The organism is Arthrobacter endolithicus, from assembly GCF_026627425.1.
Lineage (GTDB): Bacteria > Actinomycetota > Actinomycetes > Actinomycetales > Micrococcaceae > Arthrobacter_M.
This window is the reverse complement of the sequence record NZ_JAPNLH010000004.1, coordinates 47,340-70,447: the sequence shown is the minus strand read 5'-3', so window position 1 is coordinate 70,447 and position 23,108 is coordinate 47,340. Positions and strand designations below refer to the sequence as shown.

Sequence of the window (23,108 nt, the reverse complement as noted above, 5' to 3'; positions counted from 1 at the left end):
CGTTAACCGTTCTTTTGCTTGGGTGCAGGGATTGTGCCGCCATTGAGATCGGCCGCCGGTGGCGCGGCAACCTGAGACGGAGCGGCGGGAACTTCAGCGGGTGCCGCCGCCGCTCCTGCCTTGGACGGCCCGCCCGGCGCCACGGGAATCTTCTGTGCGTCCGTTGTTGGGGCAGCGGGTGTTACGTGGGACTCCCTGGGCTGCCCGCTCACCGCCGGCGGTGCGATTACGGCCAACGGCTTGTCTCCCGCGACGGCGGCCTTCGGCGTACCACTAACGGTCTTGGACTCCACATTTATTTGGCCCATCGAGGTGGACGTGACCATGCCGAGTTCCGTGGCTTTTGCGACCAAATTCTGTGGAGCCTGCGCGGCCTGCACCTGCTGCGTCAGATCCTGATTCGATTTCACCAGGTCGACCTGATTGGCGCGCAGCTCCACCAATTGGTACTGGCCGCTTGAGACAGAAATGTTCAGCACCAGAACCGTAGCCAGCGCAGCTACGAGGGTGAGGAAACAGAACACGACAAAGGGCGTGCGACGCTTGCGCGGCTGGCTAACCACCAATGAAAGCGGAGACCTGGAGCGGCGCTCCCGCGCCGGTTCCGAAGCCGAAGGCATAGAACGGGAAAGCGCACGGGCGGTATTTCCCTCGGTAGGTTCAAAGTCATCCTGGACCGCTGCGCTCATACTGCTCTCCTGATTCGAACTCGTTCTACTGCCCGTAGCCGTGCCGATGCGGCCCGCGGATTTTCGGCTATTTCCGCCTCGGTGGGAACCTCGGTCCCCCTGGTCAACAACTTCAAATCGGCCTTGTGCTCCTCCAGTTCAACCGGAAACCCTAGCGGAGCGGAGGACTTCGAACCGGCGGCAAAAACGGATTTGACGATCTTGTCTTCCAGCGAATGGTAAGACATGACCACGCAGCGTCCGTGCAGGGCCAGCGAACCAACGGCCGCAGGAACCGCCGCTTCCAGCACTTCGAGTTCCTCATTGACCTCAATGCGCAGTGCCTGGAACGTCCGTTTTGCCGGATGCCCGCCCGTTCGGGAAGCGGCAGCTGGCACGACCTGGCGAATCTGCTCCACCAACTCCCCGGTTGTAGAGAATGGCTTCACCTCCCGGGCGGCCACGATCCGGTTGGCAATTCGGCCGGCAAACTTTTCTTCACCCCATTTGCGGATAACGCGCAGCAGGTCCTGTTCGCTGTACTTGTTCACAACGTCCGCCGCTGTCTGGCCCCGGGTGGTGTCCATGCGCATGTCCAATGGTGCGTCATACGAGTAAGCGAAGCCGCGCTCCCGTTCATCGAGCTGGAGGGAAGACACACCCAGATCCATCAGGACACCGTGAACTTCGTGGAAACCCAGATCCGCCACAACGTCAGCAATTTCGTCATATACGGCGTGGACCAAATCCATCCGCGCGGCAAAAGTGGATAGCCTCTCGCCGGCCAGCGCGAGGGCCTCGGTATCCCTGTCTATGCCGACCAGATGCAACGTAGGGAAGCGCAACAACATGGCCTCGCTGTGGCCGCCCATGCCGAGAGTCGCATCTACTACTACCGGAGTCGTGCCAGCGGAAACGGCTCGGTCAAAAGCAGGCGCCAGCAGGTTGATGCAACGGTCCCTTAATACAGGCACATGGCGGGTGGAAGTGGGCGGCGTGGCGTTATCGTCAGACGTCATCGACGCATCCTCCCTCTCCGTTTCCGCTTGTCGGTCAAAGTACCGGTCCTGCGTTCAGTGCTAATACTTTGTGCGTCTCATTGCTGTGCTCATCGTGCTTTGCGGCCTGCATGGTCTGCAGTCTGCGTCCTTTGGTTTCTTAAACCAGATCCCCATCCGCGCCGGATGCATCCCTGCCTGGCACCGGGGAAGGTGAGCCAGGTAGTCAATGCCGGGCGGCTGGAGATCTTATTCAAGAACCCGCTGCTTGGTCGTTCACGGCTTCGGAAAAATCTTCTTCGGAAAATCGCTGCATCAAAAATCACTGCTTCAAAAGACCCCCGGCAGTCGGGCTTCGGCCCTCGTTACCTCCTGACTTATGTTGCAGTTGCACTCGTTCTACTGTTGGCTCAATCGGTGCCGGGTAGCGTTTCCTCATCCCTTTCTGAGAAAGCGTTCTCCTTCTCCTCCAGGTAGTCCTCCCAGGCTTTCGCATCCCAGATTTCTGCCCGGCTGCCCGCTCCGATCACTGCCAGCTCGCGTCCCAGCCCGGCGTACGTGCGAAGAACCGCAGGTATAGTGACCCTCCCCTGCTTGTCCGGCACCTCATCCGAAGCCCCGGAAAGAAAAACTCTGCTGTAATCGCGCGCCTGGCGGGAGGAAAGTGGAGACCGGCGCATCTCCTCATGAACTTTTTCAAATTCGCTCTGGCTGAAGACGTAAATACACCGCTCCTGCCCCCTTGTCAGGACAAGCCCATCCGCCAATTCCTCCCGGAATTTGGCTGGCAAGAAGATTCTGCCCTTCTCATCAAGGCGCGGTGAATGTGTTCCGAGAAACATGTCCACCGCCTAGCTGTTGCGGGGATCTGCAATACCCCATTGCCACTACCCTCTTACTAGCTCCACTTTACTCCACAATTCCCCACCGTCAACGCCAAAAGTGTGCCCCTTCGCCCATGTTGCGGGAAACACCCGCGGGATGGCGCGGCTCTCACGCGTGGGAGCAAGTGGAGGAAAAATTCGCCTTAAATGCGAAGAGGTCCGCGGTGGCGGACCTCTTGACCGATTGTGCCGCTATTCACGGCACTCGGTTAGCGTCTTTAGGTAGTGGTCGTGGTGCTGTCAGTGCCGAAGGCTCCCGGCAAGATGAGGATCGGCGGGCACGGGCGCTGGTGCCTTGGAAAATAGTGGCGGTAACTACTCTCACAAGTGGTCTACAGGCCTCCGTTTGGCTCCTGATTCGGTGGCCAAGGAGCTGTACGGCCCGCGCGAGGCGGAGTCGGAAACCATCGGAGCAACGGGTTCGTTTCAAAGTCGCTTCAGGATGACGAGGTCTGCACCGTTACTGGCCGTGTCGGCGCTCATCCCAGCGCTCTTCGAGGCTGCTCATAAAGGAACTCTTCGACCGTTTGCTCTGCCCCGATGTAGAATTCCCAGCGCCAGAACGGGGAGATCCTTTGCGCAGCGTGGCGAAGTAGACACCGCCCCCCATCAGCACGAATCCCCCGACACCTAATGGGATCAACTGCCCAGCTACGCCGGCCAGCAGAACAATAATCCCGACAATAGCTATCAACACGCCGATCACTACATGGCGGGTTGAGAAAGAATTTGCCGGATCAGACCCCAAAGTGTGGGCGAACTTTGGATCCTCCGCATGCAACTGCTGTTCGAGCTGATCCAGTAGCCGTTGCTCGTGCTCCGAAAGGGGCATCTCGACCTCCTTCAGGTCCTTGCCGTGGGCGTCTACCCTGTCAACGAGCCACGCAGGCCATTTAGTTCCCAACATCGCCAACTCCCGCTGCTGGGTGTACTGCTACCTGCGAAGTCGCCTTCAGATAACTCCGTGCCTTAAGAATAGGCTGGTTTTCGCAGAACTGAAACCCTTGCCGACGCCGCTCCCATAAGGGATCTCCCGCTAGCTGATTCGGCCTATGATCAGGACTCCTTGGCCCCAGGGACGGACCGCGCTGTCCTGCCGTCGAGCAATCTCGCGGGCATAATTTTCCGCGACCCAAACTTAGCGGTTACGGCGTCTAGAGCCGCCTCAGCGGTGCGCCAATTGTCATCGCGGCGATCCAAGCTCAGCTGCAGGAAGGATTGACCGGCGTCTTCCAATTGTTCCGCCCGCAGACCCAGCAGCCGAACGCTCATGGGTCGGGGTCCCAACGATTCCAGCAGCTGCACGGCGGTGGCGTAGAGAAGTTGGGCACTGTCGACCGGCGTTGCAACGGTGTGAGACCTACTCACCGTTGAGAAGTCCGAATACCGAAGTTTTAAAGACACGGTCCGTGCGACCATTCCGGATTGCCTAAGCCTGGCGCCAGTCCTGTGTGCCAGTGCCAGCAACTCACGCCTCAGGATTTCGGCATCTGACGTATCTGCCACAAAGGTCTGCTCCGCACCGATGCTCTTTTCTACTCTGACGGGTGTCACCCGCCGTGGATCAACACCGTGCGAGAGTCGATAGACTTGCTCCCCCGTTGCTCCAAGAGCCCGGCGCAGCACCGGTAAGGGCGTACCGGCTACGTCGGCCACCGAATGAATTCCCAGCCGGGCCAGAACCTGGACGGTCTTCGCCCCTACACCCCACAGCGCCTGCACAGGAAGCGTATGAAGGTAGCGAACGGTCTCCTCTGCCGGAATCAAAAGCATTCCGTCCGGTTTGCAGCGCGTGGAGGCAATCTTGGCTACAAATTTTGTCGACGCGATTCCCACCGATGCAGTGATTCCCAGTTCTGAGCTGACGCGACTGCGAATCAACCGGCCAATCTCCAATGGTGGGCCGAGGCGGCGCATCGCTCCAGCAACATCCAAAAATGCCTCGTCGACGCTCAGTGGCTCTACTAAATCCGTGATGGAGTCAAAGATCTCCATAATGTGTCCGGACACTTCACGGTACAGCCAGTGCCGGGGCTCAATAATGAAAGCACCGGGACACATCCGGATGGCTGCGGACATCGGCATGGCTGAACGTACTCCTACCGCGCGGGCCTCATAGGATGCCGAGAGAACCACCGAGCGGCCTTCCGGGTTCCCCACAACCACAGGCTTTCCTATCAGCTTGGGGGCATCCCGCAACTCCACGGAAACGTAAAAGGCATCCATATCCACGTGCATAATATGACTCCTGCGGTGCCCGTTACCACTGTTGCTGTCGTCTGCCTCCATGTCAGCCATCTTAGGTTCAGCAGCCGACATTCCCCTCCGGCCCAAGCAGTCCGCCGGTCTTTCTCTGCCCATGCGGCTCTTCTCGTGCTTCAAACCCCTTGTTCGACTACCCAGCATCGCGGTATCCACTCCGCCCGTCCTCTCGGATTTGCACGTCTGTGATGATGGTGCGGGCGAAGTTTTGGGCGTCTTTGAGGTCGTCGTGGTAGGTGTTACGGATCCAGGGATTCTCCGTGTACCCGGCCGCAGGCCCTCCGTCTGGGGTGGTGCCTGTCCTCGCGTTAAGACCGGTGCCGGTGGTGCCTGTAGTGCCGGTGGTGCCGGTGGTGCCGGTGGTGCGGTTGTAGCAGTGCAGGCCCGGGCGTTGACGGGCGTTGGGTCCGTACCGGAGGTAGGGGATCTTGTTGATCATGGTGGCTTCCAGGATCCCGGCGTGGACCAGGGAATGACATCCCGGGCACAAAGCACACATGTTGGAGACGGCGGTGGGTCCGCCGCGGGAGTACCAGATAACGTGGTGGATATCGCACCAGGACGCAGGCCGGTTACAGCCGGGCCGGACGCACCCGCCGTCCCGGACGGACACGGCCCGGCGCTGCGCGGGGGTCGCGAGCCTGACCGCGGTCCCCAGATCCAGGAGAGCCCCGTTGCTCCCCAGGACGGCCCGCTCGAATGCCGCGTCACACACCATTCGGGCCAGGGTGCCGGGGCTGATGCTGCCCAAACCATCACACCAGGACGGCATCGGATCCAACGGCGTCAACCCACCGGCACCGACCAAACCGGCACCGGCCCCGGCCAAACCGCTTTCTGGAGCCGGGCCGATCCCTCCCGGCCACCCATCACCGTCCGGTGGTGCGGGTGGGTCTGCCGGCGTTCCTGGCCCCGGCAGCCCCGGTCCGGCTGTCAACGCCAGCTGTGCCACCGATTCCCATGGTCCCCGTGGTTCCAGTGGTTCCAGTGGTTCCCGTGGTTCCCGTGGCGCTGTTAGTTCCGGTCGTGCTAATGGTTTTGGTTGGTTCCACAGCGTGTGGCGGAGGATGGAGGCTTCCCTGTCCGGGAAGCTGCGGAGCTGGTCAAAGGTAGTCGTGATCGTCATACGGGCCGGCCGCCGGCCCGGGCGGAGCCTGCCGGCTATACTCGAACCGCAACGAGTACTCCTCCTCCCCGTGTCCTGGCCGTTTCCGGTACCGGTCTCCGTGCCGGTACCCCTGTGCGTGCCTTCGCCAGTGCCGGTCTGCCTGGTGTCGTTCACTGGTGTGAGGGAGAACAGGTCCTCGGCCTGGGCCGCGGCAGCCTCTGCCCGGGCCCAGGCATCCATTTCCGGATGCGCCCACCCACCGCCACCACCGGCCAAACCGCCATCACCACTGGCAGAACCAGAACCGCCGCTCTCAGCAGAACCGCCGCCAGTGCCTTCAGCAGAACCGCCGCCAGTGCCCTCAGGGGAGCCGTCGCTTCCGCTGTCGTGGTCACCGCTGGCACCGGTGCCGGCGGTACCGGCGCTGTTGGGGCTCTCGTTACGTGGTGGGTGGGTGAGGTTGAGGTAAGCGCCGGCCGCACGGGCCATTTCGGTGAGCGCGTCCGCGCGCCGCTGATCCGCGGTCCGCTGATCAACGGCGACCAGGTCCCCGTCGGGGGTCCGCTGATCCGGGTGCGGAGCCGATAACGGGTTCAGGATCGCCATCAACTCCGCCCCCGCGACCGGGTCCAGCTGATACGAACCATGCACCATCCCCGTCACATCCACCCCCATCGTGAACTTACGACGCATCACCGACTCCGGATCATAATGATCCCCCGTATCGGCCTGGCAAAGCCGGATGACCTGCTCAGCGAACCGACGGAAATCATCACTACGCAGCGTCGGAGCCTGCCGGGCCAGATACTCCCCCATCCGCTCCGACGTCTCCTCGGTAATGATCCGGGCCGGGACCTTCTCCAACACCCGCACCCCCGTCTTCACATGCCCGGCCGTGATATCCCCGGCCGCCAACCGGGCACCCAGCAACGCCAACGGCCCGCCCCCCAACTCCACCTCACGCACCAAAAAACCGGGACCATTCCTGCTGCCAGGCCCGGTATGGAGGGCGCGGGCCGCTTCCACCTCGGCCTTCGCCCGCCCCGGCTCCACCCCGACCCCATGAACCAGGAACTCGCGCACGTTCTTCGTCCCGATCCCCGACAACGCCGCGGCCCCACACTGATCCGCTGCCGCGACACTTCGCAAATACACCGCATCCAACCGACGCCGTGTCCCCTCAGACACACCAATCACCGACAACCACGCCTCCGGCGACACCGCCTGCGGATCCGTCCCCAACACCTCCGCCAACAACGAATCAATCAATTCCAACCGGGCCACCATCCCCGCCGACGGACCACCAACAGGAAAACCATCAACAGAACAAACGGGACACGCAGGAACAGCAACACCGGCAGTAGCCGGGGCACCAGCAGGAGCAGCAGGAGCAGCAGGAGCGGCCGGGTTCGCTGCGCCGCTGCCCTCGGGTTGAGCGGTCCCGCACCCGGCAGTACTGCCGTTGTCGCCGAGGCCTGCGCGCTGGACCCGGCGCGGATACTTCGCGGTGATCGCGGCCAGCACCTGAGCCAGATTCTCCCGATCAATCTCCACGCCCGCCCACCACCTCTCAACCCACAAACCCAGCAACCCAAACCCGGCAACCCGTACCGGCAACCTGCACCAACAACCCGTACCGGCAACCTGCACCGGCAAAAACCGGGAAATCCCGCTGATCTCCAACTACTACAAGGCTACGAGCAGGCACTGACATCATCAGGACAAAAAGACCCCAAAACAGGCCCCTGTGGAAAGGAACTTAGGAAAAACTTTCGGTAGTCGCAAGCTTGGCGCAGAAATGCCCGCAACCCCTCCCGGACCGCCCGGATCCTCCTGGACTGCGCCGCGCCACGCCCCCGCTAAACTGGAACGACCTCTTGGAGACCGCCGCATGTAAGGAAGCCAGTGATGTTGAACGGACCTGTAAGCCCGAATCGACCTCGGGGAGGCCTCCTGTCAGTCCGACCTATCGGCATGCGGACGCATGGAGACCGTGCCGCTGTCGTCGTCACTGCTGTTCTAGCCGCGGCACTTTTCCTGACCGGTTGCACATCCGCTGACGGCTCCGGAGGAACTACCAGCGCGGCGCCAAGCAGCGTGACCGAAGCCTCTGGATCTCAGCCATCGGCGGGATCAACAGCATCCAGCACTTCAACTGGTACAACGTCGCCGTCGCCGTCGTCATCAGCCAGCCCTACGGCGGGCACCACTGCGACCGTCGGCGCGCTTGTTGCGAACTTTCCTGCCACCTTGCTCCCCGTCATGCCCGGCGCCAAGGTGAAAGCGTCGAGTTTCGATAGAACCAAGACGCCCGCAACGGCCTCTGTCACCGCTGCCATCAGCGCGACCAGTACCGATGTCCTGGCCTACTACACCAAGGCGTTTCAGGACCAGGGTTTCACCCCCCTCCCAGGAGACGCAGTTGGCTCGGTCGCCGCCAAGGATTTCAGCCGCGCCAACGGGACCGAAACCGCGCAGGTTTCGGTCGTCCCGTCCGAATCCGGCGTCACCTTCACGGTGAGCGCCAATGTCCTTCCGGCTTCCCTCAAGTGAGCGCGAACAGCAGCCGCGGCGACGAGCTTCCGGTGAACCCAGGGACGGCTAACGTCCGCACAGAGCAGGATGTGTTCATTGCCAGCGTTGCCCGTGAGCTGGCCGTCTTCCTTGATTCAAAACGTGAGATGCTCACGGCCATCTCCCCGGACACTCTGGTGCTGCTGGATTCCATCCGCACACTGGTGACCGGGGGGAAGCGCCTGCGTGCCCTCATGTGCTACTGGGGCTGGCGCGGTGCCGGCGGCGGGGAGGAAAGCTCAGAAATCATCGCCGCGGGCGTCGCACTGGAACTCTTCCAAGCGGCGGCGCTCATCCACGATGACATCATTGACCGGTCGGACATTCGGCGCGGCGGTCCCAGTGTGCACCGACGGTTCAGCCTGCTGCATGCGGCGAATCGCTGGTCCTTGGACGCCGAGCGGTTCGGTCAAGCGGCAGCCATCCTGACCGGTGACCTCTGTTTGTCCTTCAGCGAAGAGGCCTTCGCCGCGATAGTGCAGCCGACGGCGGCGGGCGCCAGGGCGCGCAAGGTGTTCGATCTCATGCGGACGGAGGTCATGGCCGGGCAGTATCTAGACATTCTCGAGGAAGTCTCCGGGCCGGCCCGACCGGCCGAAACAGCCGTGCAGCGGGCGCAGGCCATCATCCGCTACAAGAGTGCCAAGTATTCGACCGAGCATCCTCTTGTACTTGGCGGCGCTCTGGCCGGAGCCGAGGAAGAATTGCTGACCGGCTATTCGGAGTTCGCTTTGCCACTGGGTGAGGCTTTCCAGTTGCGTGATGACCTACTTGGGGTTTTCGGCGACCCTGCCACCACCGGAAAGCCCGCCGGCGACGATCTGCGAGAGGGAAAGCGCACGGTCCTCGTAGGGCTCACGCTGGCGGCCGCCGGCGAACCGGAAGCACGGTTCGTTGATGAGCGGCTGGGCAGTCAGGAACTTGGGAATGCAGAGATTGAGCGTATCCGGGCGATCATAGTTGATTCCGGATCCTTGGCGGCAGCCGAAACCCTTATCGAGGACTACAGCGCAACGGCCTTCGCAGCCCTGGACTCCTTGGAAATTCCACTCGGGGCCGCGGCGTCACTGCGTGCGTTGGCCACTGCCGCCGTTCGCAGAAAGTCCTAATCCGGCGGAGGCCGGCCAACAGGCCGGACTACCTGCCTGCCGTGCTACCACAGAGTGCAGCCAGCAAAGGTTCCGGCTACCAGCCCAGGGCCTGGGCGCGGCGGCGGATTTCTGTCTTGCGACCCTCACGCAGGGCGTCCACTGGGCGGCCAGGCAGGGAGTCATCTTCGGTGAACAACCAGGCGATTGCTTCCTCATCGCTGAATGCCGCATCGCCAAGGACCACGAGAGTTCCCTTGAGGCTGTCCAGAATCTTCCCGTCCATAAAAAACGCTGCAGGCACAGAGCGTATTTTGCGCTCGCCTATCCGTAGGGCTAGCAGCGCGCGCCCTTCCAGAAGGCTGTGAACCTTGGTGACGGAAACACCGAGAAGCTCGCTGACATCGGGTAAGGGCAACCATTCACTGACGAGACTCTCCACATTGTTCACGCGACAAGCCTGCCACACGTCATGGCCGCCGTCCTACTCGCGGCCCTGACACACAGCGATTGTCAGTGTCGCCAGCACTACAGCGTCACTAACATTTTACGACACTCCAGGCAAGCCTGCTGGCAGGATTTTTCAAATGGTTGTGCTATGGAGATTCTCGTGTAAATTCACACTAGTCACTTATGCAACAAGAACAACATGGGCTTCTTCCAGTGTTTCCTGCATCATGACTAGCAACGGCATCACAGGTAACACCGACATCACACCATCAACGTTGAGGAATTATGTCCATGACTCCCGCATTCGCGCCACGACCTGGCCGAAAATCAGCCAGGCAGCTAGCTGTAGTGTCCACTGCCGCGCTTCCTGTAGTCATGCTCTCGTCTCTGGCCTTGGCCCTGCCGGCAACCGCCGCACAGCCTGTCTCGGTCCCGGCGAAGAGCATCTCCGGCTCGTTTTCCCTTGCCGGGCAGTTTGCCGGCATCTCAGCCGGCATGAGCACTGCCAACTATGCGCATATGCCGGCCGGCTATGCCGCCACCGCGATCCCGGCCAGCTTTGTCCCCACTAAGGCCGCAGCGCCGACCGAGTACACGGTGCTGACCGGGGACACGGTCAGTGCCATTGCGGGACGCTTCGGTCTCGACGTTCGGCAAGTCCTGGATGTGAACAATCTGGGCGCGGCATCGTTGATCCATCCGGGACAAACACTGCGCCTGACGGATTCCGGTAGCTCTGTGGCTGCCCCTGCAGCGCCTGCACCGTCTGCCGCCGCCGAATACACCGTGCAGGCCGGAGACACGATTAGCGCCATTGCTGCCGCTCATTCCTTGTCGATCAATGAAGTGTTGACTGTCAATAACCTCTCGCCGGCTTCGATCATCCGCCCGGGCCAGTCGATCAAACTGACGAATGGCGGCTCCACGGCCGCCGCGTCAGCAGCGGCAACGCAGGGACCTACGCAGCCAGCCGCCGCAACAACTGGTTACGTCATCAAGGCCGGAGACACCTTGTCCGCCATCGCGGCGGCCAACAATGTCAGCGTGCAGGCTCTGGCATCGGCCAACGCCATCACGGCGAACAGTGTCATCCATCCGGGCCAACGCCTCACCTTGCCCGGGTCCCTTTCGGTGGCGTCCAGCGAAGCACCGACGCAGCTGGTTCCCAGTACATTCCTGCATTACACGTATCCTGAAGCTGTGGTATCGCAGGCCAACGTCAACAAGGCCGCCTTGCTGTCCGCGCCCGTTCCCACGCGGAACGAGATAAAGGACCTTGTCGCCACGACCGCCGCCCGGATGGGCGTGACGCCCTCGCTGGCCTTGGCCTTTGCCCTGCAGGAATCCGGGTTCAATCACCGGTCCGTATCCCCCGCAAACGCGATCGGCACCATGCAGGTCATCCCGCAGGCCGGCGAATGGGCCTCGGAGCTCGTCGGACGGCATCTGAACCTCCTCGACCCGCAGGACAACGTCACGGCCGGGATAGCAATTATCCGCGCCTTGGTCTCTACCAGCGATTCGCTCGACAACGCGATCGCGGGCTACTACCAGGGCCAGTACTCGGTCTCGCTCTACGGGATGTACCCTGACACGGCTAATTACGTCGCTTCGGTGAAGAAAAACGCGCTGACTTTCGGCTAGCACCGGACATCGGCCGGATGCTGCCGCCATTAAACGAGCAGGGCCGGAACGAGTGTTGTTCGCGGCCCTGCTCTTTTGAGCGCCTACGATTGAAGGGTGCAAGAACTCTCGGTAGACCTTCTGGTAGGGACAACGGTCGGGCAGCGCTACCTCGTTCTGTCGAAGGTGGCGCGCGGCGGGATGTCCACCGTCTACCTCGCCACGGATCTGCGTCTGGACCGCAACGTCGCTCTTAAGGTCCTGCACCCGCATCTGGCCACGGACAATAGTTTTCTCGATCGGCTGGGCCGGGAGGCTAAGGCAGCAGCGCGTCTGTCGCATCCGCATGTCGTCGGAATGTTTGACACCGGCAACGATGGGCCCCTGGCGTATCTGGTAATGGAGTACATCCCCGGCCACACCTTGCGGGACGTGCTGAACGAGCGCGGAGCGCTCCCGCCACGGCTCGCACTGGCCTATCTGGACGCCGTCGTCGAGGGCCTTGGTGCCGCCCACGCCGCCGGCCTTGTCCATCGGGACGTTAAGCCGGAAAACGTTCTCATTGCCGATGACGGCCGGATCAAGGTTGGTGACTTCGGCCTGGCCCGCGCCGTAACGACGACGACGAACACGGGAATGCTGATCGGGACCGTCGGTTACCTCTCACCAGAACTGGTGGACGGAGCTAAAGCGGACGCCCGCAGCGACATTTATTCCATCGGCATCATGCTCTTCGAGCTGCTGACCGGGCATCAGCCGTTCCGCGGCGAACTCCCGGTCCGAGTGGCCATGCAACATCTGACGACACCGGTCCCCGCCCCTTCGACCGAGCTGCCAGGGCTTTCCGAAGACCTCGATGAGCTGGTCCGCTGCTGCACCGAGAAGGATCCGGAGGCCAGGCCCGCAGATGGCTTTGCCCTGCTGGAAGACCTGCGCCATATCCGCGTCACGCTCAGCGACGCAGAATTGGACTTCCGGGCGCCCTCGGGACGCGCCGCGGACGGCGGCACCGAGGTCGCACACTTGGCGACGGACCCGATCCATACCCAGGCTCAGCAGACCGAGGTGATCGGCAACTCTTTGAGACCAGAAAACAGCGCGCAGCAGACCAGAATGATGGCCCGCGCGCAGCACACGACCGCACTGCCGGCGGGGATTTTCCCGGCGGCCCGGCAGGCATACTCCGGGCAGCTCTCCCCACCGGAAGAACCAGTCCCGGTTCTGCGACCCAGCCGGCGCGAGGCCAAACGCGAAGCCCGCAACGCGGAGAACGCCCGGATCAAAGCGGCCGAACATCCGCTGCAGACCCTGCGCCGCGGCCGGCCCCGCCGCCGCGCTCTAATCTGGCTGATTGTGGTGCTGGTGCTGGCGCTGCTCGGCGGGGGTGCAGGCTGGTTTTTCGGGATCGGTCCAGGCGCCCTTTCGGCCATCCCGAACGTGCAGGACAAGACCGTGGCACAAGCACAGGCCCTGCTTCAGGAACAGGGCTTCGGCTCCATCAGCAAGGATATCCATGACGAGACCGTGCAACAGGGCCTGGTGGTGACGAGCGACCCAGGGCCCGGGACGCAGCGACGTCGGTTTCTCCCGGTGACATTGCTGGTTTCCATGGGACCTGTCCTGTACCGGGTTCCGGCGCTGGCCGGCGGTACCCTGGAGGCAGCGAAGACGGCTCTGCATAACGCCAAGCTCGCCCTCGGTAGCGTCACCGAAGAATACGACGAAGAAAAGGCCGACGGCGTTGTTCTGAGTCAGAGCCCGGCCCCGGACACGCAGCAGCGTGGGGCCACGCAGGTGAACCTTGTCGTCTCCAAGGGCCCGATGCCTATCCCGGTGCCCAACGTCGTCGGCGAGGATAAGGACGCTGCGCGCAAGGCTCTGACAGATCTTGGGCTCGTCCCGCAACTCGCTCCGGACACGGTCTTCGACAAAGAGGTTCCTGCAGGTTCCGTCGTCTCCCAAGATCCGGCGGGCGGGACGCTGTCCCGGGGTTCTGCGGTTACGCTGACCATGTCGAAGGGCCCCAAGCTGGTCACAGTCCCCAGCTTCATCGGTAAGCAGGTCGACAAAGCGGTCCAGGAGCTCCGGCAACTCGGTTTTCAGGTCAAAGTCAATAACATATTGGGCGGGTTTTTCGGCACCGTGCGTGACCAGAACCCGGTCAACAAGGACGTTGCTGAAGGGTCGGTCATTAGCCTGACGGTAGTCTGACCCGGCCAGCTAAAGGACGGGCAGGGATCCGCCCGCACCTTCGGACCCCTGCGGGATTTAGGACCGGTTGGACAGGGCTCCGGCCACCAAAAACGCCATTTCCAGGGACTGCTTATGATTTAGCCGCGGGTCGCAGACCGATTCATAACCTTCCAGGAAGGCTTCCTGGTCGATCGGATCGGCACCGCCCAAACATTCTGCGACGTCGTCGCCCGTCATCTCCACGTGCAAACCTCCGGGGAATGTTCCGAGTGACTTGTGCACCTCGAAGAAGCCCCTGACTTCGTCGATGACATCATCGAAGTTGCGGGTCTTATACCCGTTGGGCGACGTGACGGTGTTGCCGTGCATGGGATCGGTGACCCAGAGGACCTGGGCCCCGGAATCCGTGACTTTCCGGACCAGCTGTGGCAGCTTTTCGCGGATATTCCGTGCACCCATCCGCGTAATGAAGGTCAGCCGACCCGGTTCCCGGTCCGGATCGAGCTTATCGATCAACCGTAATGCGTCCTCTCCCGTGGTGCCCGGGCCCAGTTTGACGCCGATCGGATTGCGGACGCGGGAGAGGAAGTCGACGTGGGCCTGATCCAACTCGCGGGTGCGCTCACCGATCCACAGAAAGTGCCCCGAGGTATCGTACGGCAGGCCGGTGCGCGAGTCGATGCGCGTCAGCGCCCGTTCATAATCCAGCAGCAGCGCCTCATGGCTGGCGAAGAACTCGACGCGTTTGAGCGCTTCGAAGTCCGCTCCGCAGGAGGCCATGAACTTGATGGCGCGGTCGATGTCCTTGGCCAGGGATTCATAGCGCGCATGGGCGGGATTTTGCGTGAAGCCACGGTTCCACTGGTGCACCAGACGCAGGTCGGCGAAGCCGCCCTGCGTGAAGGCACGGATGAGGTTCAGCGTGGAAGCGGAGGTGTGGTACGCCTTGAGCATTCTGGCGGCATCGTGAGCACGTGACTGAGGGGTGAATTCGAAACCATTGACAATGTCTCCGCGGAAGGCCGGGAGGGTCACGCCGTCGCGCGTTTCATCGTTGGAGGAACGCGGTTTGGCGAACTGGCCCGCCATCCGGCCCATTTTGATGACCGGCATGGAAGCGCCGTAGGTAAGCACCACGGCCATTTGCAGAATCGTCTTTACCCGAGCACTGATTTTGTCCGCCGTGGCGCCGGCGAACGTTTCCGCGCAGTCTCCTCCCTGCAGCAGAAAGGCCTTCCCCTGGGCGGCCAGGGCCAAACGATCACGCAGGTCATCCACTTCACCGGCAAACACCAGTGGCGGCAGCATCGACAGTTCCTTGACCGAGGCCTCGTAGACGGATGGATCCGACCACGACGGCTGCTGCGCAATCGGCAGTCTCCGCCACTCGTCCAGACCGGGATAGGCGGCGGCGCCTCCGGTGGCAGCGCCGGCTGCAGGCGCAGCGCCAGGAGCGGCGGCGAAGTCTGGAGGAAGGATGGGAGCAGGTGTTGAAAGATCAGTCACGGCTTAAGCGTAGTTGCTTTTGCCGCCTCCAGCTGTGGCCGCGGTCATGACGGGTCTGCCGCCGTCATAAAGCGAAGTCAGCAGGGGACGAAGCCCAGGCAGTGATTGGCTACAGTTGAGCACTTCCCCCGCCAATGGCGGGTTCCCCCGAGCCCCTTTCCGGCGCCTGCGAGGCAGCGGGACCGGGTATTCCTCTGGCAGCTCCTGTGCTGGTGGAACTCTCCCCCGTGTTGCTGTCAGGGCCCGCGGCCTCGGCGGCGCCCTCAGCGGCGGCGCCCTCAACGGTGTCGGTATCGGTGTCGGCGGTGTCGGCGTCCCAGTGGTGACCTTCGGGGCGAAGGATCGCCTCTGCTACCTCTGGCGGCACACTAACTGCCACCTCGGGCCTGTCCCCGGAATGCAATCTGCCTGCGGCTGACGTTCCCCGCAGGGAACCGGGCCCGGCTTCCGCTTCGAATACTGCCCCGGATGCCGCAGCGGAGGCGGCTCCACCGATTACGGTTACTGCTCCCGGTTTGACGGCATGTCCTGCCGCTGCCAGCCGGACGGCCGCAGCCGCGTTCGGATTCGCCGCTTCTTTGCCGGCTTTTTTAGCGGCCAGCTTCTCCTTGACGGTGCTGGCGTAGGCGTCCACATATTCCTGGCCGGACAGGCGCATGAGCTCATACATTATTTCGTCCGTCACCGAACGCTGCACGAACCTGTCGTTCCCCAGTCCCTGATACCGGCTAAAGTCCAACGGTTCGCCAAAAATCACGCCGATCCGCCGGATGTTCGGGATTCTGCGGCCAATCGGCTGCACCTTGTCCGTACCGATCATGGCCACCGGAATTACCGGGACACCCGCACTGAGCACCAGTTTGGCAACGCCGACCTTACCGCGGTAGAGCTTCCCGTCCGGGCTGCGCGTTCCTTCCGGATAGATCCCCAGCAGTCCGCCATTGCGAAGAATCTGCCGGCCGGACTCCAAGGAATTCGCCGAGGCCGCACCGCCGGAACGATCCATCGGCAGCTGGTTGGTCAGCCGAAAGAAGCTGGCCGTGAGCTTTCCCTTGATGCCTTTGCCCGTGAAGTACTCGGATTTTGCCAGGAAGACGACGGGCCGCGGAACCATCAACGGCATGAAAATGGAGTCCGAAAAGGACAAATGGTTGCTCGCCAAAACGGCTGCCCCGTCCGCCGGAATGTTGTCCAGCCCCTTGATCCAGGGACGGAACAGCAGCTTCAGGACGGGACCTATGAAGATCCGCTTCATTATCCAATAGAACACGCAGTGTTTCCCTTCTGGTGCCTTCACACACGGGACACACTCGATGCTGCTTTTTCGCCCGCACTTTTGCTAAGACAATACTCTAATGAGAATACGGCCAGTGGGTCGCGGCTAGTGAGAAATACGTCAATGAGTGGCACGATTGCCCTATGATCTTCACAATTCCTGCCCGGGACGTTGAAATCCTGCGCGGATGCCGTCGGCAATGACATTTTCCAGCAGCGGTCACGGGCCCATGGCCAGGCTCGGGGTCGCCCTGAGCCATGGCTTTACCGGTTCTCCGGTGAGCATGCAGGGCTGGGCGGATTATTTAGCCGGCCAGGGATTCGCCGTCAGCCTTCCCTTATTGTCCGGCCACGGCACCAGCTGGGAGGACCTCTCCCGCACCCCCTGGATACGGTGGTACCAGGATTTCGAGCGGGCCTACCTGGAGTTGACGGAACGCTGCGATGCGGTCTTCACCGCAGGGCTGTCCATGGGTGGCGCCCTGGCGTTGCGGGTGGCTGAACATCACAACGTTGCCGGAGTCGCCCTCGTCAACCCCGGTCTGACGTTTGCCGACAGCCGGGCACGCTACTCGGGATTGCTTAAATATGTACTCAGGAGTGTTCCCGCGATCGGCAACGACATCAAGCTCGCAGGGGTCAGCGAAGGCGCGTACGCGAGGACACCCGTTGCGGCCGTTCATCAGCTGGCAGGACTTTTCAAGGACACCATTGCAGGGCTGGACCGGGTCACAGTGCCAACGATCGTGTTCCGGTCAGCGGTGGACAGGGTAGTGCCGGAGAGCAGCATGGAGGTTCTTGGGCGCAGGATCGGCAGCACTGATTTCGAGGTTGTCCGGCTGGAAAACAGTTACCACGTGGCCACCATGGACAACGATGCCGCGCTGATCTTCGAGCGTTCCGCAGCATTCTTCCGGGAGCATGCCGGTGGTCAGTAAACCAGAGCAGGATCCATCCGGAACCAACGCCAATGATGACGACGACGCCATCTGGCGGGATCTGGTGGCGCGGTTGGAAGGTCCGTCGGTGGCGGGCTACACCACCGGTGGACTCGATGATCCGTCGTCCACGGACGCCATCGGTACGGATTCCAACGGTGCCCCCCCGGCCGGGAAGCCAACGTCTTTCGGCGATTTTGACCCCTTGGGCATCTCCCGGGCGCCACACTCCGGGGCACGGGGCAACGGAGCGGACGCGGATACCGGGCCCGCTGCCGGTACGGGGCCGCCCGGCCCGCGTGACTACGCAGCCGAAGATCAATGGCCGGACGGTGAGGAGTTCGTGCCCGAAGATCCGCCGCCGCTGTCCGCCGTTGAGCCGGCCCTGATGCTCGCCTGGACAGGGGCTGTGGGCGGACCCATCGTGCTGCTGCTCACCGCCCTCCTGTGGCGAGGCGCGCCGCTGACGGCGATCATCGCCATGATTGCGGTCTTCGTCGTCTCGGCGGCTTACCTGATGTTTCGGTTGCCTTCACAGCGGAACGACGACGGCGACGACGGCGCTGTCCTCTGAGCGGGACCCGCTGCTACGGACGCTGCTCCTTACCAATGACAAGCACCAAGGCTTCTTTGAGACAGGATGGGCCGCCTTGAGGCAGGATGGGCGCGTTGCTTTTTTAAACGTTCCCCCTCCGATCACGCAGTTAGGGCCGCGACCGGCTGCTGACCCGGGAGAGATCAGCAGCACCGATCATTCCCGCCCCCGGTCCCAGCGCGGCCAAGCTGATGGGCGCCGCAGGACGGAAACCACGGCCGGTCAGATTCCTCGCGAACGATCTGCGGGCCGGGGCCAGCAGCATCTCCCCCGCTTCGCAGAGGCCTCCGCCGATGACGAACAGGCCCGGATCCAGGGCTGCGGCCAGATTCGCCAGTCCAAGACCCAGCCACTCACCGACCTCCTCCACCAATTCACGGCAGGCCGCGTCCCCGGCCAGCGCCAGCTCGGTGACCACCGTGCCGGTTATGGCATCCACGTCGCCGTCGACACGGCGCAGCAGCTCCTGCGCCACCGGGGACTTTGCCCGTGCCAGTTCGCGGGCCTCCCGCCCGAGGGCGTTCCCGGAGGCGTACTGTTCCCAGCAGCCGCGGTTTCCGCACTCGCAACGGTGGCCCTGCGGCATGACCACTTGGTGCCCGAATTCGCCGGCAAGTCCAAATCGGCCGCGTTCCAGCTTTGAGTCCATCACCATGGCACCTCCGATGCCGGTCCCCAAGGTGACACACACCAGCCGGCTTTGTCCCCGGCCCGCACCGAAACGCCATTCTGCCCATCCAGCGGCATCGGCGTCGTTGCTGAGTACCACCGGCCGTCGGAGCAGCCTTTCCAGGTTCGCCCGTAACGGCTCGTTGCGCCAGGCCAGATGGGGGCTGAACAGCACGTTACTGGAGCTTAGGTCCATCCAGCCGGCGGCCCCGATGCCCACTGAAAGCACGCGGTGCCCGGCGGAGAGCTCCCGGACGAGGTCCACAATCGTCGCCTCAACGGCCCGCGGATCATTTCCCGGGGTCAGCCGGCGGCGTTGATCCAGGACGGCTCCCCGCGGGTCGACCACCCCTGCCGCAACTTTCGTCCCGCCGATGTCAATACCAATCGCCAGACCACGGCGTCCCAGTCGCTGCGGAAACCGCTCCGCCCGGTGTTCCCGAGCGCGCGGAACGGCCGCCGGGACACGCCGGCGCCAGCTCAACTTCAGCGTGGAAGTCCCGGCAGGGCCAAACGCCACAGGCTTTTCGGGCGGCGGAGCGGCTTCGGGCCCACGGGGCAGATTCTCAACCATCACGGCCATTCTAGTGTCCGCGCTCCAGTGCTGTTCACCTCGAATTAGCACTGCAGCTCAATGGCACTCGGCCTGCAGAAGAGTCCTCCCGGCTTGGAAAACCAGGCCGCCCGCCCTAAAGTTACTGACCAGTAACAATAAGTGACCCAGCTGGCTCGTACTGCCGGATAGAGTAAGGGCAAACCCCAGTGGTCCTCAGGCATCGAAGGAGCTACAGTGCGAGAAATTTCCGTTGCGGCAGTGGTCGACGTTCCCCGGAACACCAACACCACGGACCTGGTCCTGCGGCAGGCCAACAAGGCCTCCAACCCGGCTCTCTTTGCCCGGCTGGACGCGCAGAAGCACTGGGTGGACATCTCCGCGACGGCCTTTCGCGATGATGTGAGCGCTTTGGCTAAAGGGCTTATGGCCTCCGGCATCGGCGCCGGAGACCGGGTCGGAATCATGTCCCGGACGCGATATGAGTGGTCCTTGGTGGACTTCGCCATCTGGTTTGCCGGGGCGGTCTCGGTACCGATCTACGAAACATCCTCCCCCAGCCAGGTGGCCTGGAATCTTGGGGATTCCGGCGCGGTCGCGGTCTTCGCCGAGACCGCCCATCATGAGAACATGGTCCGGCAGGCGGCCGCCGCCGAATCGCTCACTGCGCTGACCCATGTCTGGCAGTTGGCTGGCTCCGGGCTGGACGAACTGCGGGACGCCGGCCGTGCCGTCCCGGATGCCCAGCTGGAAGAGCGCCGTAGCTCGCGCGGGCTCGACGACCTAGCCACCATCATTTACACCTCCGGAACAACCGGCCGCCCCAAGGGCTGCGAACTAACGCACGGAAACTTCGTGGAGCTATCCGACAACGCTTTGGGCGTTCTCTCCGATGTGGTTCCCGAGGGCGCCCAGACCATCATGTTCCTGCCGCTGGCCCACGTTTTCGCGCGTTTCATTTCCGTTCTGGCGGTGGCAGCGGGTGCGAAGGTGGCGCATACACCTGACATCAAAAATCTTCTCTCGGACCTGCAAAGCTTCCAGCCGACGTTTATCCTGGCCGTCCCTCGGGTGTTTGAGAAAATCTACAACTCTGCGGCGCTCAAGGCGGAGTCCGAGGGGAAAGGCAAGATCTTTGCCCGGGCCGCCGGCACGGCCATCGCTTACTCCCGTGCCAGGCAAAGCGGTAACGTACCGTTCCGGCTCAAGGTTGCGCATGCGGTCTTCGACAGGTTGGTCTACGCGAAGCTCCGTGCCGCCATGGGCGGACACATCAGGCACGCCGTTTCCGGCGGCGGCCCACTCGGTGAAAGGCTGGGCCACTTCTTCCAGGGAATCGGCCTACAGATCCTAGAAGGCTACGGCCTGACGGAAACCACGGCTCCCGTGACCGTCAATCGCCCGGCCCGGATCAGGATCGGCAGCGTCGGCGCGCCGCTGCCGGGGAATGCTGTCAAAATTGCCGACGACGGCGAAATCCTGGCTAAGGGCGTGAGCGTCATGCGCGGCTACTGGGGTCGGAACGACCTGACGGCTGAAGCGTTCGCCGACGGCTGGCTGCACACCGGGGATATTGGCGAACTTGATGCTGACGGATTCCTCCGGATCACCGGGCGCAAAAAGGAAATAATTGTCACCGCCAGTGGCAAAAACGTGATTCCCGCGATGCTCGAGGACCAGATCCGTGCCGATGCCCTGATCTCGCAGTGCGTGGTCCTCGGGGACCAGCGCCCGTTCATTTCGGCCCTGGTAACGCTGGACGAAGAAGCGCTGCCCAAATGGGCCCAGGCCCACGGCCTCCCGGCGGGAATCAGCATGCAGGACGCGATTGTCCACGACACGGTCACGGGGGCGGTCCAGCGGGCCGTGGATAAGGCCAATGAATCCGTCTCGCAGGCCGAATCCATCAAGGCCTTCCGTATTGTGCCGACGGATTTCACCGAGTCCTCCGGGCATCTGACGCCGTCCCTGAAGATCAAGCGGTCCCAGGTGCTCAAGGATTTCGACACGCTGGTGGAGGGAATCTACGACGCGAAGAAACCGGCCTAGGGCGCAGGACCCGCCCCGGGACGTCAGCGGAGTTTCAACGACAGCAGGGCGTTTTCCACGACCTCCGTCAGCGCCGGGTGGATCCAGTATTGGCCGCTTGCCATGGTCCGTGCATCGAGCCCGAAACTCATGGCCTGGATGAGCGGCTGGATCAACAATGACGCCTCGTGGCCCATGATGTGCGCGCCCAAGAGTAATCCGCTGTCTTTTTCGGCGATGAGTTTCACGACGCCGGAGGTGTCCTCCATGGCCCAGCCATACGCCGTCGACCCGTACTCCTGGACGGCGGCCACGACCTCAACCCCGCGGCGTGCCCCATCGGCCAGCGCCTGCGCCTCCGTCATCCCGACCTTGGCTATCTGCGGTCGGGTGAAAACTGCCTCCGGGACAAAGCGGTGGTCACTGGCGCGCAGCTGCCCGGGGCGGAAAAGGTTGTGCGCCACGGTCCGGGCCTCATGATTGGCCACGTGTTTGAGCTGAAAGTCACTGCTGATGTCCCCCAGCGCCCAGACGCCGGCCGTTGGGACACCACCGGAAAGCACCCGCTGATACTGGTCAACCCGCAGCCGTCCGTCAACGGACAGGTCAAACCCGGTGGCCGCAATATTGAGCGAATCGGTGTTCGGCCGGCGGCCGGTGGCGATCAACACCAGATCCACCTCGACCGACGCCGGCGCATGAGCCGATCCCGTTACCGGGGTGAGCTGTACACAAACCCGTTCGCGGCCGGCCGCCTCAGGGGTGCCATCGACCGACCGCACGGACGCCACCTGATAGCCGTGCCGGATATCCCAGTGGCCGCTCACCTGCTCTTCGAAGCGCCGCGAGATCTCGGCATCCTGGCTCTTCAACAGCCCAGGTGAGCGGGTGAGCATGACCACTTCGGAACCAAGCGCGGAAAATACATGCCCGAACTCCGCCGCGATAAACCCGCCGCCGACAATGAGCACTCTAGCCGGCAGTTCGTCCACCCGCATGACTGTGTCGGAGGTGTGCACCAGCTGGTGATCGTTCCCCGGGAAGTCCGGGACCACAGGGCGGGAACCGGCGGCCACCACGATCTGGTCGGCTGTTATTTCGGTGCCGCCGGCGGTCAGCAGCGATTTAGGTCCGGTGAATTCCGCATGCTCCGGGTACAGCCTGATGTTTGGTTCCCCGTGCGCGCGGTATTCCATTCCGCCGGCGGAGATCGCATCGATTCGACCAAAGATCCGGTCCCGGATGGTGCGCCAGTGCACGTCTTTTACCTCGGCGTCGACGCCGAGACGTCCCGCCTCGCGTGCGCCTGCTGCAAGATCGGCGGGATAAACGAACATTTTGGTCGGAATGCAGCCGACGTTCAGGCAGGTGCCGCCGAAGGTTCCGCCGTCAATGACGGCAATGTTTTTGCCCGCCCATTGTGGCCCCGGCAGTGAATTGCCGGAGCCCGAGCCCAGGATCGCCAGATCGTAATGCACCATCCCTAGCCCGCCTGCAGTTCGTCGACCACCGGTGCGGCGCCGCTGTGCCCTGCGGGAACGGGCCCAGTGGCAGCAGCCCCGCTTTGGAAGGCCGCAGTTATCCGGTTTTTACTGTCCTGCGTCATAACTCCCGCTCGTTAAAAGCGGGCCGCAGCCGCCTTATGCAGCTACGGCCCCGCCGGTCAACACCATTTTAGCGCAGTCGGGTGGGAGGG

Annotated in this window: 19 protein-coding genes and 1 pseudogene; 7 read left to right on the top strand and 13 right to left on the bottom strand. The window is 62.9% G+C overall.

Annotated features, from left to right (window positions below):
* Window positions 1-2 precede the first annotated feature (2 nt).
* From ftsL to OS914_RS04835, 7 genes are all read right to left on the bottom strand, one after another.
* Entirely contained in the window at window positions 3-689 is a 687-nt protein-coding gene (gene ftsL, locus OS914_RS04865) for a cell division protein FtsL (RefSeq protein WP_267544941.1), read from the bottom strand.
* Entirely contained in the window at window positions 686-1,687 is a 1,002-nt protein-coding gene (rsmH, locus tag OS914_RS04860) for a 16S rRNA (cytosine(1402)-N(4))-methyltransferase RsmH (RefSeq protein WP_267544940.1), read from the bottom strand. The genes ftsL and rsmH overlap by 4 nt, the downstream gene beginning before the upstream one ends.
* 389 nt (window positions 1,688-2,076) lie before the next feature.
* Complete coding sequence (gene mraZ / locus OS914_RS04855) at window positions 2,077-2,508, bottom strand: division/cell wall cluster transcriptional repressor MraZ (RefSeq protein ID WP_267544939.1); 432 nt, start codon at window positions 2,506-2,508, stop codon at window positions 2,077-2,079.
* 502 nt (window positions 2,509-3,010) lie between these two features.
* Window positions 3,011-3,382, bottom strand: a complete 372-nt coding sequence (locus tag OS914_RS04850) for a DUF3040 domain-containing protein (protein WP_267545074.1) — start codon at window positions 3,380-3,382, stop codon at window positions 3,011-3,013.
* Between the two features lie 224 nt (window positions 3,383-3,606).
* Window positions 3,607-4,839 carry a DNA polymerase IV gene (gene dinB / locus OS914_RS04845; protein ID WP_267544938.1) on the bottom strand — a complete coding sequence of 411 codons (1,233 nt, stop codon included), beginning with the start codon at window positions 4,837-4,839 and terminating at the stop codon, window positions 3,607-3,609.
* 106 nt (window positions 4,840-4,945) lie between these two features.
* The gene (locus OS914_RS04840) at window positions 4,946-7,474 is read right to left on the bottom strand and encodes an HNH endonuclease signature motif containing protein (RefSeq protein WP_267544937.1); all 2,529 of its coding nucleotides are present in this window, start codon (window positions 7,472-7,474) and stop codon (window positions 4,946-4,948) included.
* 563 nt (window positions 7,475-8,037) lie between these two features.
* A complete protein-coding gene (locus OS914_RS04835) occupies window positions 8,038-8,184 on the bottom strand; it encodes a hypothetical protein (RefSeq protein ID WP_267544936.1) in 147 nt (48 codons plus the stop codon).
* Between OS914_RS04835 and OS914_RS04830 the strand changes: the two genes are divergently transcribed.
* Window positions 8,183-8,473 (top strand): hypothetical protein, encoded by a 291-nt coding sequence (locus OS914_RS04830; RefSeq protein ID WP_267544935.1) that lies wholly within the window; start codon window positions 8,183-8,185, stop codon window positions 8,471-8,473. The genes OS914_RS04835 and OS914_RS04830 overlap by 2 nt on opposite strands.
* Window positions 8,470-9,603, top strand: a complete 1,134-nt coding sequence (locus tag OS914_RS04825) for a polyprenyl synthetase family protein (RefSeq protein WP_267544934.1) — start codon at window positions 8,470-8,472, stop codon at window positions 9,601-9,603. Before OS914_RS04830 ends, OS914_RS04825 begins: the two co-directional genes overlap by 4 nt.
* A gap of 76 nt (window positions 9,604-9,679) precedes the next feature.
* Here OS914_RS04825 and OS914_RS04820 read toward each other — a convergent pair whose 3' ends face one another.
* A complete protein-coding gene (locus tag OS914_RS04820; protein WP_267544933.1) occupies window positions 9,680-10,033 on the bottom strand; it encodes an Rv2175c family DNA-binding protein in 354 nt (117 codons plus the stop codon).
* Between the two features lie 374 nt (window positions 10,034-10,407).
* Between OS914_RS04820 and OS914_RS04815 the strand changes: the two genes are divergently transcribed.
* Both OS914_RS04815 and pknB read left to right on the top strand, forming a co-directional pair.
* Window positions 10,408-11,676, top strand: coding sequence for a LysM peptidoglycan-binding domain-containing protein (locus OS914_RS04815; protein ID WP_267544932.1), 1,269 nt, complete (start codon window positions 10,408-10,410; stop codon window positions 11,674-11,676).
* A 96-nt stretch (window positions 11,677-11,772) separates the two neighbouring features.
* On the top strand, window positions 11,773-13,866 hold the full coding sequence (gene pknB, locus OS914_RS04810) for a Stk1 family PASTA domain-containing Ser/Thr kinase (RefSeq protein ID WP_267544931.1): 2,094 nt from the start codon (window positions 11,773-11,775) through the stop codon (window positions 13,864-13,866).
* A gap of 57 nt (window positions 13,867-13,923) precedes the next feature.
* Here pknB and OS914_RS04805 read toward each other — a convergent pair whose 3' ends face one another.
* Both OS914_RS04805 and OS914_RS04800 read right to left on the bottom strand, forming a co-directional pair.
* Window positions 13,924-15,327, bottom strand: a complete 1,404-nt coding sequence (locus OS914_RS04805; protein WP_267545073.1) for a class II 3-deoxy-7-phosphoheptulonate synthase — start codon at window positions 15,325-15,327, stop codon at window positions 13,924-13,926.
* Window positions 15,328-15,787: 460 nt separating this feature from the next.
* Window positions 15,788-16,624: pseudogene (locus OS914_RS04800) on the bottom strand (lysophospholipid acyltransferase family protein); the annotation flags it as partial.
* Window positions 16,625-16,817: 193 nt separating this feature from the next.
* Between OS914_RS04800 and OS914_RS04795 the strand changes: the two are divergent.
* Together OS914_RS04795 and OS914_RS04790 are read left to right on the top strand one after the other, a co-directional pair.
* Window positions 16,818-17,567 (top strand): alpha/beta hydrolase, encoded by a 750-nt coding sequence (locus OS914_RS04795; protein WP_267544930.1) that lies wholly within the window; start codon window positions 16,818-16,820, stop codon window positions 17,565-17,567.
* A complete protein-coding gene (locus OS914_RS04790; RefSeq protein ID WP_267544929.1) occupies window positions 17,557-18,141 on the top strand; it encodes a hypothetical protein in 585 nt (194 codons plus the stop codon). The genes OS914_RS04795 and OS914_RS04790 overlap by 11 nt, the downstream gene beginning before the upstream one ends.
* Window positions 18,142-18,271: 130 nt before the next feature.
* On the opposite strand, the gene OS914_RS04785 is transcribed toward OS914_RS04790, so the two are convergent.
* Window positions 18,272-19,405: an ROK family glucokinase gene (locus OS914_RS04785; protein WP_267544928.1), complete on the bottom strand. Its 1,134-nt coding sequence runs from the start codon at window positions 19,403-19,405 to the stop codon at window positions 18,272-18,274.
* A gap of 216 nt (window positions 19,406-19,621) precedes the next feature.
* Here OS914_RS04785 and OS914_RS04780 point away from each other — a divergent pair, with 216 nt between their 5' ends.
* Window positions 19,622-21,433 carry an AMP-dependent synthetase/ligase gene (locus tag OS914_RS04780; protein WP_267544927.1) on the top strand — a complete coding sequence of 604 codons (1,812 nt, stop codon included), beginning with the start codon at window positions 19,622-19,624 and terminating at the stop codon, window positions 21,431-21,433.
* A 23-nt stretch (window positions 21,434-21,456) separates the two neighbouring features.
* On the opposite strand, the gene OS914_RS04775 is transcribed toward OS914_RS04780, so the two are convergent.
* Both OS914_RS04775 and OS914_RS04770 read right to left on the bottom strand, forming a co-directional pair.
* Window positions 21,457-22,893 carry a mycothione reductase gene (locus tag OS914_RS04775; RefSeq protein WP_267544926.1) on the bottom strand — a complete coding sequence of 479 codons (1,437 nt, stop codon included), beginning with the start codon at window positions 22,891-22,893 and terminating at the stop codon, window positions 21,457-21,459.
* A gap of 2 nt (window positions 22,894-22,895) precedes the next feature.
* Window positions 22,896-23,018, bottom strand: a complete 123-nt coding sequence (locus OS914_RS04770) for a hypothetical protein (protein ID WP_267544925.1) — start codon at window positions 23,016-23,018, stop codon at window positions 22,896-22,898.
* Window positions 23,019-23,108 lie beyond the last annotated feature (90 nt).